This window comes from Micromonospora sp. NPDC049060 (genome assembly GCF_040649055.1).
GTDB classification, from domain to species: Bacteria; Actinomycetota; Actinomycetes; order Mycobacteriales; family Micromonosporaceae; genus Micromonospora; species Micromonospora reichwaldensis.
The window spans coordinates 1-15,144 of sequence record NZ_JBEZEV010000077.1; the positions used below are offsets into that span (position 1 = coordinate 1).

The following is a 15,144-nucleotide window of genomic DNA, read 5'->3' on the forward strand; positions in this document are numbered from 1 at the left end:
TCGCCGAACGCGCCTACGGCACCCTCTCCGAGGGGGAGCGCAAGCGGGTGCAGATCGCCCGGGCGCTGATGACGGACCCGGAGCTGCCGGGTGTTCCGCCGCCGGGTGGCGGTGGACGCCAGGGGAGCGGCGGCCGGCAGGGTGGTGGCCGCCAGGGCGGCGACGGTGGCCGTCAGGGCGGTGGCGGACGCCAGGGTGGTGGCGGCGGTCGCCAGGGCGGCGGTCGTCCCGGTGGCGGTGTCTACGGTGGCGGCGGGCAGCCGGGCGGCGGCGTCTACGGCGGTGGCCGGGCGGAGCCGCCGCGTCGGGGCGACGAGTCGGATCCCCGTGGCCAGCGGCCGGTCCGCCGGCGCGACGACGGCCCCGACGACGGTCGCGGTTACGGTCACGTGCCCGGTGGTGGCCGGGGTTACCGGGGCGACCGCTACCGAGGTGACCGCTACTGAGGCTGGGCCTGCCGGAGCGACGGCTACTGAGGCTGGGCCTGCCGGAGCGACCGCTACTGGGGCGCTGGGCCTGCCGGAGCGACCGCTACTGGGGCGCTGGGCCTGCCGGAGGCGCAACGGCCGCTCAGGACCCGCAGCTGAGCGGCACGGCACCCGGGTGACCGCCGAGGGCGGCCACCCGGCGCGGTGGCGGATCAGATGCGGCGCAGCACCGCGACGACCCGGCCCATGATCGTGGCGTCGTCGCCGGGGATCGGGTCGAAGGCCGGGTTCTGCGGCATGAGCCAGACGTGCCCGTCGCGGCGGCGGTAGGTCTTCACGGTCGCCTCGCCGTCGAGCATGGCGGCGACGATGTCGCCGGCCTCGGCGGTCGGCTGCTGCCGGACCACGACCCAGTCGCCGTCGCAGATCGCCGCGTCCAGCATCGAGTCGCCCTTGACCTGGAGCATGAAGACCTCGCCCTCACCCACCAGCTCGCGGGGGAGGGGGAAGATGTCCTCCACGGCCTGCTCGGCCAGGATCGGGCCACCGGCCGCGATCCGGCCCAGCATCGGCACGTAGGCTGGGGCGGGACGCTGCGAGCGGGCCAGTTCGTCGTCGACCTCGGCGGGCGCCCGGACGTCCACGGCGCGCGGCCGGTTGGGGTCGCGGCGCAGGAAGCCCTTCTTCTCCAGCTCCTTGAGCTGGTAGGCGACGCTGGACGGCGAGACCAGGCCGACGGCCTCGCCGATCTCGCGCACGCTCGGCGGGTAGCCGTGCCGCTCGACCCAGCTGCGGATGAACTCCAGGATCCGGCGCTGCCGGGCGGTGAGATCCACCGTCGCGGGGTCGGGGAAGGCACTGACCACCGGGGTGACCGGGCGCACGGCGGGCTGCCCGGTCCGGCTGCGCGCGGCGCCCCGGCGTCGGGTGGCCGGCGGTCCCGCCTCGGTGATCTGCTGCGGGCTCTTCGGCCGGCTGGCCCGATCCTCGGTCACGTCCGTCCTCCCTGGTCGGCGCTGGGTGCCTTGGCGGCTCGTGGTGCGTGCGGTGGTGCTGTTCTGCGGTGGTGCTGATGCGTGCGGTGGTGCTGGTGCGTGCGGTGATGCAGGGTGACCGGTGGACGGAGAATTCCGCGCCCGGTTGTTCAAGACCGTATAGGTGAGATCGGTCATTTTCAAACATCTGTACGACCTTGCTCGGCGTGTCGGGGTGAAAAACCGCTCCGGTCGTACTCGTGTTCTGATAAATGGTACGCCTGGTCGAACGGGTGTTCGACATTCGTCCGATCGTCGGCCGTTTCGTCCCGGCCGGACCGGTAACCCGTGGGGGCGTCGGACGGTTGGTCCTGCGGCGGGCGGCGGTGCCGGTCGATCCCGGAGTCGGGTGACGCGCCGGACACGCCGGCCAACTTGACCTCCGATCCGCAGCGGCCTACGGTCAACCCCTAGATGTAGTAGTCACACGGGCGTAAGTCGCCTACAGGTTGGGTTCGACTACCCACCGCACTCCGGCACCGTCGACACGGCGAAGACCATCGACAGATGGCTCCGTCGCGCTGACGCGTGCCCGGCGAGCGGTCGGCGGACCCGCGATCGACGAAGGAGGTCGGGTGCGATGCGGTGTCCGTACTGCCGGCACGCCGACTCCCGGGTGGTCGACTCGCGGGAGGCCGACGACGGCCAGTTGATCCGCCGGCGGCGATCCTGCCCGGAGTGCGGCAAGCGGTTCACCACCGTCGAGGAGGCGGTCCTCGCGGTCGTCAAGCGCAGCGGGGTGACCGAGCCGTTCAGCCGCACGAAGATCGTCGGCGGGGTGCGCAAGGCGTGCCAGGGCCGGCCCGTGGACGACGACTCGCTCGCGCTGCTCGCGCAGAAGGTCGAGGAGACCGTCCGGGCCAAGGGGGCCGCCGAGATCCCCAGCCACGAGGTGGGGCTGGCCATCCTGGGTCCCCTTAGGGACCTGGACGAGGTCGCCTACATGCGGTTCGCCAGCGTCTACCGGTCGTTCGACTCGCTCGCCGACTTCGAGCGCGAGATCGAGACGCTGCGAGCCGCCGCGCGCGCCCGGGAGGGCGCCGGGGCCGACGCGGCCGAGGCCGCCGGCCGTACCAGTTGAATTCTTCGCAGTTTGTTGACAGTCGGATCGGGCGGCGGTGGCCGTGCGGACGAGGGGGCGGATGAGATGTCGGGGGACGGTGTGACAACCAGCAGGGCACGCAACAAGGCCGGCGCGGGGCTCAAGATCGAGCGGGTCTGGACGACCGAGGGGGTGCACCCCTACGACGAGGTCGCCTGGGAGCGCCGCGACATCGTCATGACCAACTGGCGGGACGGCTCGGTCAACTTCGAGCAGCGTGGCGTCGAGTTCCCGGAGTCGTGGAGCGTCAACGCGGCGAACATCGTGACCACCAAGTACTTCCGGGGCGCCGTGGGCACCCCGGAGCGGGAGTGGTCGCTGCGGCAGCTGATCGACCGGGTGGTCACCACCTACCGCACGGCGGGTGAGGAGTACGGCTACTTCGCCGGCCCGGCCGACGCCGAGATCTTCGCCCACGAGCTGACCTGGATGCTGCTGCACCAGGTGTTCAGCTTCAACTCGCCCGTCTGGTTCAACGTCGGCACGCCCTCGCCGCAGCAGGTCAGCGCCTGCCTGCCGTACGACTCGCTGGTCAGCACGCCCGCCGGCCTGGTGCCGATCGGCAAGCTGGTCGAGGAGAACGCCGTCGGCACCAAGGTGTACGACGGCAACGGCGGCCTGACCAGCATCGTCGCCGTCAAGGCCAACGGGGTGCGTGAGGTCATCCGGCTGCACACCAAGGCCGGCTACCAGCTCGACGTCACGCCGGACCACGTGGTGTGGAAGAGCACGGGCCAGGGCACGGGAAGCTGGGTCGAGGCCGGCACCCTCGAGCCCGGCGACCAGCTCGAGTGGCACCGCACGTACGCGTACGGCGAGAGCGAGATCGACCTGCGGGAGATCCGCGAGGCCGCCCTCGCCGGCTGGTTGCAGTCCGACGGGTTCGTGGGCCAGTACGACGAGGGCACGAACCGGTCGCTGACGATCGAGGCGATGACGGTCAACGACGACGAGTCGGACTGGGTCACCGTCGCGCTCGACGAGGTCTTCGGCACCGCGCACCGGCACGAGCGCGCGGTGCCGACGCAGAGCGACGAGTTGGACTGCCGGCGTACCCGACTCTACGGCGAGCACCTGCGTCCGTTCGTGGAGAAGTGGGACCTGCTGACGCGCGGCGTCGACATGGAGGTGCCGCAGCGGCTCTTCACCGCGCCGCTGCCGGTCGTCGCGGCGTACCTGCGCAGCATCTTTCAGGCCGAGGGCTACGTCTCGGCGCGCGAGCACTCGACGCTCGTCGCGGCGGACATGGTCTCGGAGAAGCTGATCCGTGGCGTGCAGAGCCTGCTGCTGCGGTTCGGGATCTTCTCCCGCGTGGGGCGCAAGGCGGACCCGCGCCCGGACCGCAAGGACTGCTGGTCGGTCCGGATCCAGAACGACGGCGACCGCGACCTCTTCGCCACGCACATCGGGTTCGTGGGCGCGGAGAAGATGGCCAAGCTCGAGGCGAGCTTCGCCAAGCCCGGCCGCTCGGCTGGCGACGTCAAGCGGTTGGAGATCGACCACGTCGAGCCGCTCGGCACGATGGAGGTCTACGACATCCAGACGGAGAGCGGCGAGTTCCTGGCCGGCAATCTTCGGGTGCACAACTGCTTCATCCTGGCCGTCGACGACTCGATGGACTCCATCCTGGACTGGTACAAGGAGGAGGGGCTGATCTTCAAGGGCGGCTCCGGCTCCGGTGTGAACCTGTCCCGGATCCGCTCCTCCCGCGAGCTGCTCTCCTCCGGCGGCAACGCCTCCGGCCCGGTCAGCTTCATGCGCGGCGCGGACGCCTCCGCCGGCACCATCAAGTCCGGCGGCGCCACCCGGCGCGCGGCGAAGATGGTCATCCTCGACGTGGACCACCCGGACATCCAGGAGTTCGTGGTCACCAAGGCGCGCGAGGAGGACAAGATCCGCGCGCTGCGCGACGCCGGGTTCGACATGGACCTCGGCGGCGCCGACATCGTCAGCGTGCAGTACCAGAACGCCAACAACTCCGTCCGGGTCTCCGACGAGTTCATGACCGCCGTGGAGAACGGCGGCGGCTTCGATCTGCGCGGCCGGCTCGACGGCGCGGTCATCGAGACCATCGACGCCAAGAACCTGTTCCGCACCATCTCCCACGCCGCCTGGGAGTGCGCCGACCCCGGCCTCCAGTACGACGACACCATCAACGACTGGCACACCTGCCCGGAGACCGGGCGGATCACCGCGTCGAACCCGTGCTCGGAGTACCTGCACCTGGACAACTCCTCGTGCAACCTGGCCTCGCTCAACCTGATGAAGTTCCTCCGCGCCGACGGCGGCTTCGAGGTGGAGAAGTTCGTCCGCTCCGTCGAGTTCGTCATCACCGCGATGGACATCTCGATCTGCTTCGCCGACTTCCCGACCGAGAAGATCGGCGAGACCACCCGCGCCTACCGGCAGCTCGGCATCGGCTACGCCAACCTGGGCGCCCTGCTGATGGCCTCCGGCCTGCCGTACGACTCGGAGCAGGGCCGCTCGGTCGCCGCGGCGATCACCTCGCTGATGACCGGCACCGCGTACCGCCGCTCGGCGGAGCTGGCCGGCGTCGTCGGCGCGTACGACGGCTACGCCCGCAACGCCGAGCCGCACAAGCGGGTCATGCGCAAGCACGCCGCCGCCAACGACGAGATCAAGCCCTCGGGCACCGTGGCCACCGCGATCGTCCGCGAGGCGACGAAGCAGTGGACCCAGGGCAACAAGATCGGTGACAAGTTCGGCTGGCGCAACTCGCAGGCCAGCGTGCTCGCGCCGACCGGCACCATCGGCCTGATGATGGACTGCGACACCACCGGCGTGGAGCCGGACCTGGCGCTTGTCAAGTTCAAGAAGCTGGTCGGCGGCGGCTCGATGCAGATCGTCAACCAGACCGTGCCGCGCGCCCTGCGCAGCCTCGGCTACCCCGAGGAGCAGGTCGAGGCGATCGTCGAGCACATCGCCGACCACGGCCACGTTGTCGACGCCCCCGGCCTCAAGCCGGAGCACTACCCGGTCTTCGACTGCGCGATGGGCGAGCGGTCCATCGCCCCGATGGGCCACGTGCGGATGATGGCGGCCGTCCAGCCGTTCATCTCCGGCGCCATCTCCAAGACGGTCAACATGCCGGAGCAGGCCACGGTCGAGGACGTCGAGAAGATCTACTTCGAGGGCTGGAAGCTCGGCCTCAAGGCGCTGGCGATCTACCGCGACAACTGCAAGGTCGGCCAGCCCCTGTCGGTCGCCAAGCCGAACAAGGCCGCCGCGACCATCCAGGCCCCGGCCGCCGAGGTGGAGAAGGTCGTCGAGAAGGTCGTCGAGTACCGTCCGGTGCGCAAGCGGCTGCCGAAGAAGCGTCCGTCCCAGACGGTCAGCTTCTCCGTCGGCGGCGCCGAGGGCTACCTCACCGCCTCGTCCTACCCGGACGACGGCCTCGGCGAGGTCTTCCTCAAGATGTCGAAGCAGGGCTCGACCCTGGCCGGCGTGATGGACGCCTTCTCGGTGGCCATCTCCATCGGTCTCCAGTACGGCGTCCCACTGGAGACGTACGTCAGCAAGTTCACCAACATGCGCTTCGAGCCGGCCGGCATGACCGACGACCCGGACGTGCGGATGGCCGCCTCGGTGATGGACTACATCTTCCGTCGCCTGGCGCTGGACTTCCTGCCGTACGAGCGCCGCGCGGAACTGGGCATCTTCACCGCCAGCGAGCGGGCCGCCCAGCTCCGGGCCGAGGCGGAGGCGGAGGCGAGCGGTGCGGACCTCACCGCGATGGCCGCCTCCGCCCCGGTCGAGGCGCCGACCGAGCCGAAGACCGGCCCGATCGCCCAGCCGGCGCAGGAGACCGCCGACGTGGCCGCCGCCAAGCCGGCGCCGTCCGTGGGTTCCAGCACCGAACTGCTGGAGGCCGTGATCGGCAAGGCCGCCGACGCGCCGCTCTGCTTCACCTGCGGTACGAAGATGCGCCCGGCCGGCAGCTGCTACGTCTGCGAGGGCTGCGGCTCCACCAGCGGCTGCAGCTGACGTACGAGTAGTTCAAGGTGGGCCGGCAGGTATCTGCCGGCCCACCTTGCTCATTGCTGGACGCCTGTCTTCCTGTGTCCGAGGGGTTAGCACGCCGATCTGGCTTCACTGCGCCTCGACTGGGACGTGACAGATGCGGTCGGCACCAAGCAGGACATCGGCAACGACGGCAGAGGACTCGCTCGCGGCATCACGGCCGGAACCCAGATCGCGGTTGTCGCGACGTCGGCGCCAGCTACCTTCGCGATGTGCCTGGACGTCGCCGTGTCCGCGCGCGGCGCCTCGTCAGCGGTCCTCGTCGCCGTCGGTCGGGCGGGGCGGGTGATTGTGCCGGGCCCACTCGTCCACCTCGTCAGCGTCCCAGACGGTCGTCCCGATCAAGCGGGCGATGGGTTCCGGGAAGCCAGGCCTACGGGTGATCTGTAGAACCCGCTGACGCGACACGCCGAACAGGGCGGCCAACTCGCCAGGCCCGTACAAGCGCGGTCGCTTCACGGCCTGAAGGTAAGTGCGACATTGTCTTGGCGATTGTCACTTACAGATTGACAACCCCAAAGGGGGTGGTGTGTGGTGTAGCGGGGCCTGCTGGTGACAGCGGGACGACGGATCGCCGGGAGGTCACATGCCCAAGCGCGTGTCGTACGACGGCTATCTGCTGGCCGTGGCGCTCACCCTGGCCCGTCGGCACCGCCCGGTCTGGTCCTGGCGACAGTGGCGTCGCCTCTGTCGATGCGGTTCGGAGTTGCCCTGTCGGGCCCGGCATCGCGTCCCGATAGGCCGAGGCCACTGGCCGGGGGAGGAGGAGTCATGACCACCCACGGCCCCGTCCCACCCCTGTGGACCTGCGGCGGCTGCGACGCCCCTTGGCCGTGCGGGACGCGACGCAGGGAACTGCACGCCGAGTTCGAGGGCGCACCGGTGTCGCTGTCCCTCTACATGGGGTCCTACCTGGTCTGGGCCGCCGAGGACCTGACCTGGGTGCCCGCCGGACTGCTGCACCGGCGCTTCCTGGGGTGGCTGCGGTGAGCGTCATCCGGCGCGGCGACGAGCGCTTCCACTACAGCGACGGCTCCCACAAGTGGATCCCACCAGACCCGGACTACGACCAGGAAGCCTGGGACGCGATGGTGCGCCAGCACCAGCTCCAGCACCTGGAGGAGATCTCACAGCGCAGAAAGCCGCGCCAGGGGAAGACGCCGTGAGGCGTCGACCGCGATCATCAGGAGATGACGATCGCCCAGAGCTACGTCGAGTTCGCCACCCGGGAGGCGCGCGGCGTGTCGCCGGCGTACGAGCGCCTGTCCCTCGCCGTCTCCCGCGACGACGAACTGCTGGCCCTGCTCGCCGCGCTCCCGCCGGCGAGGCGGCAGCCGAACCTGCTGTTCGGCGTCGTACGACTGCTCGGCGGGCCGGTCGACGACCCGGCGGCCTTCCGCGACTTCGCGCTGGCGAACTGGCCGGCGATCGAGGCGGAACTGCGCACCCGCGCGACCCAGACGAACGAGCCCGGGCGGTGTGCCGTACTGCTGCCCGTGCTCGCCGCGTTGCCGCAGCCGCTGGCGTTGCTGGAGGTCGGCGCGTCCGCCGGGCTCTGCCTCTACCCCGACCGGTACGCCTACCGCTACGGCGACCACGCGCTCGGCGTGGGAGAACCGGTCCTCGGTTGCGCGGCCACCGGACTGGCCCCGCCGGACCGGCTACCGGAGGTGGTGTGGCGGGCCGGCCTGGACCTCAATCCCCTGCGGGTGACCGAGCCGGCGGACGTGGCCTGGCTCGACGCCCTCATCTGGCCGGAGCACACGCACCGCCGCGCCCGGCTGCGGGCCGCCGCGGCCGTCGCCGCGGCCGACCCGCCGCTGCTCGCGCGCGGCGACCTGGTGGACGACCTGCCCGCGCTGGCCGCGCGGGCGCCGGCGGGCGCGACGCTCGTGGTGTTCCACACCTCCGTGCTCTACCAGGTGCCGGTGCCGCGCCGGACGGCGTTCGCCGACGTGGTACGCCGCCTGCCCGGCCACTGGATCTCCAACGAGTCCCCGGACGTGCTGCCCCACGACGCGTTGCCGGAGCCGCCGGACGAGGCGCTGTACAACCTGCTCGCGTTGGACGGCCGGCCACTCGCCTGGACGAGCCCGCACGGGCAGGCGATGACCTGGTTCGGGTGACCCACCGGGCTGCCGTGCCGTGCACCGGCACGGCAGCCCGCGTACGTCACTGCTGCTTCTGCTGGCAGGGCACGCAGAAGCGGGCGTGCGGCAGCACCTCCAGGCGCTCCCGGGGGATCGCGGCGGAGCAGCGCTCGCAGATGCCGTAGCGGCCCTCGGCGAGGCGGCGCAGCGCCCCGCTGACCTGCTCGATGCTCCGCCGGGTGGCGGCGATCAGCGCGCTCTGGGTGTGCGCCTCGCCCGGGTCACCGGTGTCGGCGGTGAGCTGCGTCAGCCGGACGGTCTGCGCCTCGAAGTCGTTGGTCAGCGTCGTACGCAGGTCGTCGAGCCACTTCTGCTCGCTGGACTGGGTGGGTGTGGTCATGGCGTAGCTCCTCGGGAAAAAGAAAAAGGGCCGAAGCTGGATAGCTTCGCCCTGGTGGCCGTTCGCAAGAGTTGCAATCGGTTCACGGAGGGCCACGTCCGGCGGGGCTCGGCAGTCGGGTGGCGACCGAGCCGGCGCACGACGGCGCGACCGCGGATCGCACCACCCGGGTCGCCACGTTCACCCGCAGGGCACACCGGCAGGCAGCAGCGGGCGCCGCCGTCACCACGACGGCGGTGCTGATCTGCTGACCGGTCGAACACATGCAGCCACCATAGGCCGGGCGGGGCGGAAAGCCAACGTGCTTCCGTGCGCACGGGGGACGGCCCAGCGCCCGGGGCCACCCGGCGGGGCGTGCGGCCCGACCGGCCGGCGTCAGGTTCCGCCCGGAGCCGGTGCTGGCGTCGACCGGTCAGGCCGCCGGCATGTCCCGCATCCGGCGCAGCGGGGAGAGGACGACGAAGAGCGCGGCGCTCCACGTGCCGAGGACGCAGATCCACAGCGCCGGCCGCAGCCCGAGCTGGCTGGCGAGCGCGCCGCCGGTGAGCGCGCCGAGCGGGATCACGCCGAAACAGACCCAGAGGAACGCCGCGTTCACCCGGCCCAGCAGGGCGGGCGGCGTGATCCGCTGCCGGTACGTCAGGGTGGCCACGTTGTAGAGCACCGCGTTGGCGGAGAACGCGGCCAGGCCGATGCCGTAGAGCAGCATCCCCCAGCCGGGCCGAGCCAGCGGCATGAGCAGGTAGAGCGGACCCGGGGCGGCCATCGCCACCCAGATCACCCGGGCCGAGCCGAGCCACGCGGTCAACCGACCGGCGAACGCGCCGACCACCAGGCCGCCCACCGCGCTGACCGAGAAGACAAGCCCGACCAGCGCCGGCGTGGCGTGCAGCTCCTCGAGCAGGAAGACCACCTCGATGGAGCCGGACGCCATGACGAAGAAGTTCGAGGCGGTGGTGCAGGCGAGGATGCTGCGCAGGATCGGCTGGCGGCGGATGAAGCCCAGCCCTTCGGTCATCTCCACCCGCAGCGGCACCCGGTCGCGCCGGGGCGCGGGCTCGCCCGGGGCCTCCCGGATCAGCAGCAGGGTCAACCCGCTCACGGCGAAGGCGAGGCCGGTGACGACAAAGGTCCTGGCGGCGCCGACGAGCCCGACGAGCACGCCGCCGACCGTCGGACCGATGAGCTCGGCGGAGTCCTGGCTGACGGTGAGCTTCGCGTTGGCGTCCACGAGCCGGTCCGGCGGTACCAGCCTCGGCAGCATGCTCTTGTGGGCCACGGTGAACAGGACGGTGAGCACGCCGGAGAGCCCGACCACCGCGTACAGGAAACCGAGGGTGAGCAGGTCGACCAGGGCGACCACCGGCACCGACAGCAGCAACGCCGCGCGACCCAGGTCGCAGGCGACCATCAGCCGCCGCTGGTCGACCCGGTCGGCGAGGATCCCGGCGGGCAGGGAGAAGATCAGGTACGGCAGCCAGGCGAGCGCGGTCAGCAGCGCGACCTGGAAGACGCTGGCGTCGAGCGTGCCGACGGCGAGCAGCGGAACCGCCACGTTGGAGACCCGGGTGCCCAGCTCGCTGACCGTCTGCCCGGCCAGGAGCAGCCCGAAGTTGCGGCTGCGCAGCAGCGAGGGCCGTTTCGGGGCGGCACCGCCGGCGGGCCTGGCGGCCTGCTGCGTCACGTCGGATTTCCGGTGGGTGACCGCCGTGGGGAGGCCGCCGACCTCGCGGGGGCCGACGCGGCTCGCGGGCGCCCGGCCCGTCCCTGGTCCATCCGGTCAGCCTGCCGGCCCCGCCCGGATCGACGCCACTGGTTATCCGCTCCCACGCCGGGCGGCGCGCCGCGCTGCGTGCACGTGGTCGTGTCCGCCGTCCGCAGCGCCGCGGCCTGCGGGATCCGGCGGTGGCCCGACGCCTCGCCCCGGGCAGGCGCCGACGAGCGGTCTCTAGACTGCGCCGGTGACCGGAGAGCGACGACCGCTGGCGGACCGGCCGCTGACCGAGCCGCACCCGTCCCGGCTGTCGGCGGAGCACCCGGACCGGGAGCGGATCCTGGCCGCGCACGCCGCCGCCCTGGCCGCCGGCGAGGCGGGCTACCTCGACCCGGCAACCGGTCTCTTCGTGCTCAGCGCGGGTTTCCTGGCCCGGCGCGGCACCTGCTGCGGGCGCGGCTGCCGGCACTGCCCGTACGTCGACGACTGACCAGCCGTAGGGGCCTTCCACCCAGGTAGGGGGTTACCTACGGCCACCAGGGGTGGGCCTTTGTCCGTGCCTGAGGCTTTGGTGGCAGCAGTTTGTAGTCGGGTATTTACTCGGCGGGTAGAGGATCTCTAAAGTTCGCTCGCTATCGTGCGGGTGATTCGGGGGACCTCGTGGTCGTGTCGTGGAAGCGTCGTGCCTTCATCTGGCTGACTTCCGTCAGTGTCGGCGTCTCGGGCAGCGGGCTCGTGGTGGCTCCGCCAGCCGTCGCCGCACCCGCTCCGGCGCCCCAGCGGGAGTGTGGCAGCGCCGAGGCGCCGGACGAGGCGGCGGCAGCCAGGCTGGCGGCGGCCTGCGGCCGGCCGATCGAGGCGCTCAGCGAGCGCACGGAGTACGCGCACGTCACCGTCGCCCCGGACGGCGTCCGCAAGCTGGTCGCGGCGGTCGCACCCCAGCGGGTACGCCGCGCGGACGGCTCCTGGGCGGCCATCGACCCCGGCCTGCGTCAGCGGGGCGACAGGTTGGTTCCGAGTGCGACCCTGGCCGACGTGTCGTTCTCCACTGGCGGCACGGGGCCGCTCGTGACGTGGCGGGAGGCCGGGGCGACCTTCACCCTCGGCTGGCCGCTGGGACCGTTGCCGAAGCCTCAGGTGAACGGCCCCACCGCCACGTACCCGTCCGTGCTGAAGGACGTCAACCTGCACGTCACGGCGACCGCCGAGGGCTACACGCACGTGGTGGAGGTGCTCACCCCTGAGGCCGCCGCGCAGCCGGCGATCAAGGCGTTGCGCTACCGCACCGGCGGGGACATGAGGATCGCCCAGGCCGCCGGTGGCGCCATGCGTCTGGTGACCGCCGCAGGGGTCACCGTCGCCACCTCGGCGCCGGCGCGGATGTGGGACTCCTCCGACGACCCGGCCCGGGCTGGCGAGGTGCTGCCTGCCCAGGCCGCAGCACGGCTGGAGACCCCGTCGGGCGAACGGGCCACCGCCGCCGAGCCGGCGGTGACCTCGCGAAGCGCGAAGGTGCGCGTCGCCGCGTCGGGCGCCCAGTTCACCGTCACCCCCGACGCCGAACTGATGGCCGATCCCGGGCTCACCTACCCGATCTACATCGATCCGGAGTTCGAGAAGCTGCGGACGAAGTGGGCGTACTCCACCAGCAACGGCGAGAACAACGACACCACCGTGGCCCGGGTGGGGCGCCAGCCGTACCCGGAGGGCGGGAACGGGGAGCGCTACCGCTCCTACTACGACTTCGCCGTGTCGGGCCTCAAGGGCAAGCAGATCCTGGGCGGGACGATCCGGGTCACGCTCGACCACTCGTACTCCTGCGACCCGACCTGGGTCTACGCCTACCGGACGAACGCCATCACGGTGGCGAGCGGCGGCCGGATGGCCTGGACGACCCGGCCGCTGCCCGCCACCTACCTCGACTCGTGGGAGGGCAACGCGAACGAGGCCGGTGGCTGCGGCGCGATCCAGCCCGACGACGACGCGGAATTTTCCAGCACCGCCGTGGTCACGGATCTCCAGCAGGCCGCCACCAACGGATGGTCCGTCTACACGGTCGGTCTGTGCGCGTGCAATCCGTCCGGGGTGGGGGAGGACTTCGAGAGCCGGTGGAAGAAGTTCTACACCAACAAGGCGTGGCTCGAGGTCACCTACAACTCCAAGCCAGCCGTGCCGACCGGCCTCACCACGTCCGGCCAGGCGTGCGGTGCGACGATCGGCACCGCCTCACCCGTGCTGAAGGCGTTCTACGGCGACGCGGACGGCGCCACGGACAGCCTGGTGGGCTACTTCCAGTACCGGCTGAAGGGCACCACGACGGTCACGGCGAAGACAGGACAGACCAAGCCGGGCAACAACTACGGGGAGTCCGGTGTCATCAGCCTCGGGGTCGGCTCGGAGGGCAAGACGTACGAGTGGCAGGTGCAGACCAGGGACAGGGCGGGCCAGTACTCGGATTGGACGGCCTGGTGCAGCTTCACGGTGGACGTCTCCAAGCCGCTGCCCCCGACGGTGACCTCGACGGCGTACCCGGACGACGGCTCGGCGCACGGCGGACCGGGAGTCTCGGGGGCCTTCACCTTCGGCGCCGGCTCGCAGGACGCCGTGAAGTACGTCTACGGCTGGGCCGGCCAGACGATCCCGCTGACGACGGTGACCGTGGCCGCCGGCGCGTCGTACACGGTGACCCTGACGCCGCGGCGCTTCGGCTACAACGTGCTGGAGGTCTACAGCGTCGACAGTGCCAGCAAGCGCAGTGACACCACGGGACACCGGTTCCTGGTGAACGGCCCCTCCGCGCCGGTCGCGCACTGGCCACTCGACACCATCGACGGTCACAATTTCTCTGACGTGATCAACCAGGTGCAACTGACGCCCAGCGGCAACGTGAGCTGGGCGGTCAACAGCCGGATCCACAACGAGTCGACTCCAGCATTCCTCACCCACTCATACCTCTCCACCAACAGCGTTCCACTCGATACGAGCAAGTCGTTCAGTGTCTCGGCATGGGTGCGGATGGCGGACGCGGATCCGAGCGATGCAGATCCGGACCTCCCCACCAGCACGTGGACGGCAGTCAGCAAGTCAGGTGCCAGCCTGAGTGCCTTCTACCTCGGCTACCGCGTCCACAACGGCGAGCCGAAATGGTCCTTCACTCTTCCTGACGCCGACTCTGACCAGGGTCCCAACTGGCTGCACGTCGTGTCCTCGGTCTCCGTCGCCCCTCGGCAGGTCGGCAAGTGGACCCACCTGGCGGGTTCCTTCGACGCGGCCACCGGACAGGTGGAGCTCTACGTCAACGGCAACCTCGCAGGGTCCGCCAAGCGAGCGGCGGCCGGGTGGGCAGGCGGGGGTCCACTGGTCGTCGGGGCTGCGCAATACAAGGTGCCAGGCGGCGATCCGTACATGCTCACCTACTGGTTGGGCGGCCTCACCGATGTTCGCCTGTGGAACCGCGCGCTCACCATCGACGATCTGAGGGGCACCGACGCCAGCGCCGAGGCGGGTACGAACGCGATACCCGGGATCCTGGCGCCGGTGCAGGTAGCGAACTGGGACTTCAGCGGAGGACTTTCCTCCGGATGCGCGTCTCCGGTGAGCTCCAGCTACTGGAGTCAGTCGCTCGATCTCCACGGATGCACCGACCCGTACTCCGACGGACAGAACGTCGGCTTCACCGGCGACGCGTACGACGACAACGACTCGCTCTGGCTGAACCACCCGCAGCCCGACGGCTACGGCGCGACAACCACCAAGACCGGTTACGCCGCTGCGAGTGGACCCGTCGTCAACACGGGGCAGTCCCTGACCGTGTCGGCCTGGGTCCGCATCGAATCCCTCAACGGCAAGGAACAGGTTGTCGTGCGGCAGGGGAGAAACGAGCTCGATGAGGGCTCGGTCGCCCTCTATGTGGCGGCGAGCAACAGGTGGGCCTTCTCTGTGCTGACACCGTCCGCGACGGGTGCACCGGTGTGGTCGGCAGCGTGGGCAGACTCGCTGGAGCAGACCAGACCCGGTGAGTGGACACATGTCACCGGTGTGTTCGATGCGAGTGCGGGAGAGGTCCGCCTCTACCTCAACGGGGTGCGACAGCAACAGGTGGCGACGGGTGTCGACGGCGGCGTCTCCTCTGAGCCGTTCTATGTCGGAGCCGGTCACACGACATGGGGACACCTCGCGGGAAACCTGGATCAGATCAAGGTTTACGCGGGAGCCATGTCGGACCGCGAGGTCGCCGCACTCCATGAAGGGCTCTGAGCACGCGAGACCGGTGCCGGAAGCGGTATGAAACCTCGCACTCAGGAAGCCCAGACCACTGCCCACCCCTCACGGCGG

Annotated in this window: 10 protein-coding genes and 4 pseudogenes; 11 read left to right on the forward strand and 3 right to left on the reverse strand. The window is 70.8% G+C overall.

What is annotated here, in order from left to right; translation table 11 throughout:
* A pseudogene (locus AB0B83_RS23345) lies at nt 1-171 on the forward strand (ABC transporter ATP-binding protein); the annotation flags it as partial.
* Nucleotides 172-640: 469 nt separating this feature from the next.
* On the opposite strand, the gene lexA reads toward AB0B83_RS23345, so the two are convergent.
* Nucleotides 641-1,423 carry a transcriptional repressor LexA gene (lexA, locus tag AB0B83_RS23350; protein WP_151452422.1) on the reverse strand — a complete coding sequence of 261 codons (783 nt, stop codon included), beginning with the start codon at nt 1,421-1,423 and terminating at the stop codon, nt 641-643.
* A 619-nt stretch (nt 1,424-2,042) separates the two neighbouring features.
* On the opposite strand from lexA, the gene nrdR reads away from it, so the two are divergent.
* The 7 genes and pseudogenes from nrdR to AB0B83_RS23385 all read left to right on the forward strand — a co-directional run bounded on the left by nrdR (nt 2,043) and on the right by AB0B83_RS23385 (nt 8,731).
* Nucleotides 2,043-2,543 (forward strand): transcriptional regulator NrdR, encoded by a 501-nt coding sequence (gene nrdR, locus AB0B83_RS23355; RefSeq protein WP_132232964.1) that lies wholly within the window; start codon nt 2,043-2,045, stop codon nt 2,541-2,543.
* Nucleotides 2,544-2,609: 66 nt separating this feature from the next.
* Nucleotides 2,610-3,077: pseudogene (locus AB0B83_RS23360) on the forward strand (vitamin B12-dependent ribonucleotide reductase); the annotation flags it as partial.
* A pseudogene (locus tag AB0B83_RS23365) lies at nt 3,078-3,962 on the forward strand (LAGLIDADG family homing endonuclease); the annotation flags it as partial. It lies immediately after the preceding pseudogene.
* 189 nt (nt 3,963-4,151) lie between these two features.
* Nucleotides 4,152-6,569 (forward strand): annotated as a pseudogene (locus tag AB0B83_RS23370) (vitamin B12-dependent ribonucleotide reductase); the annotation flags it as partial.
* 807 nt (nt 6,570-7,376) lie between these two features.
* Complete coding sequence (locus AB0B83_RS23375) at nt 7,377-7,595, forward strand: hypothetical protein (RefSeq protein ID WP_357579955.1); 219 nt, start codon at nt 7,377-7,379, stop codon at nt 7,593-7,595.
* Nucleotides 7,592-7,771, forward strand: a complete 180-nt coding sequence (locus AB0B83_RS23380) for a hypothetical protein (RefSeq protein WP_132232975.1) — start codon at nt 7,592-7,594, stop codon at nt 7,769-7,771. Before AB0B83_RS23375 ends, AB0B83_RS23380 begins: the two co-directional genes overlap by 4 nt.
* A gap of 24 nt (nt 7,772-7,795) precedes the next feature.
* Entirely contained in the window at nt 7,796-8,731 is a 936-nt protein-coding gene (locus tag AB0B83_RS23385; RefSeq protein ID WP_357579956.1) for a DUF2332 domain-containing protein, read from the forward strand.
* A gap of 46 nt (nt 8,732-8,777) precedes the next feature.
* Here the strand turns inward: AB0B83_RS23385 and AB0B83_RS23390 are convergent, their stop codons facing one another.
* The gene (locus tag AB0B83_RS23390; protein ID WP_151452426.1) at nt 8,778-9,095 is read right to left on the reverse strand and encodes a TraR/DksA C4-type zinc finger protein; all 318 of its coding nucleotides are present in this window, start codon (nt 9,093-9,095) and stop codon (nt 8,778-8,780) included.
* Between the two features lie 119 nt (nt 9,096-9,214).
* On the opposite strand from AB0B83_RS23390, the gene AB0B83_RS23395 reads away from it, so the two are divergent.
* Complete coding sequence (locus tag AB0B83_RS23395) at nt 9,215-9,346, forward strand: hypothetical protein (protein ID WP_357579957.1); 132 nt, start codon at nt 9,215-9,217, stop codon at nt 9,344-9,346.
* Nucleotides 9,347-9,507: 161 nt separating this feature from the next.
* On the opposite strand, the gene AB0B83_RS23400 is transcribed toward AB0B83_RS23395, so the two are convergent.
* Nucleotides 9,508-10,779, reverse strand: a complete 1,272-nt coding sequence (locus tag AB0B83_RS23400) for an MFS transporter (protein ID WP_357579958.1) — start codon at nt 10,777-10,779, stop codon at nt 9,508-9,510.
* A 277-nt stretch (nt 10,780-11,056) separates the two neighbouring features.
* On the opposite strand from AB0B83_RS23400, the gene AB0B83_RS23405 reads away from it, so the two are divergent.
* Nucleotides 11,057-11,299, forward strand: a complete 243-nt coding sequence (locus tag AB0B83_RS23405; protein WP_357579959.1) for a DUF5522 domain-containing protein — start codon at nt 11,057-11,059, stop codon at nt 11,297-11,299.
* 677 nt (nt 11,300-11,976) lie between these two features.
* The gene (locus tag AB0B83_RS23410; RefSeq protein ID WP_357579960.1) at nt 11,977-15,066 is read left to right on the forward strand and encodes a LamG domain-containing protein; all 3,090 of its coding nucleotides are present in this window, start codon (nt 11,977-11,979) and stop codon (nt 15,064-15,066) included.
* The last annotated feature ends 78 nt before the right edge of the window (nt 15,067-15,144 follow it).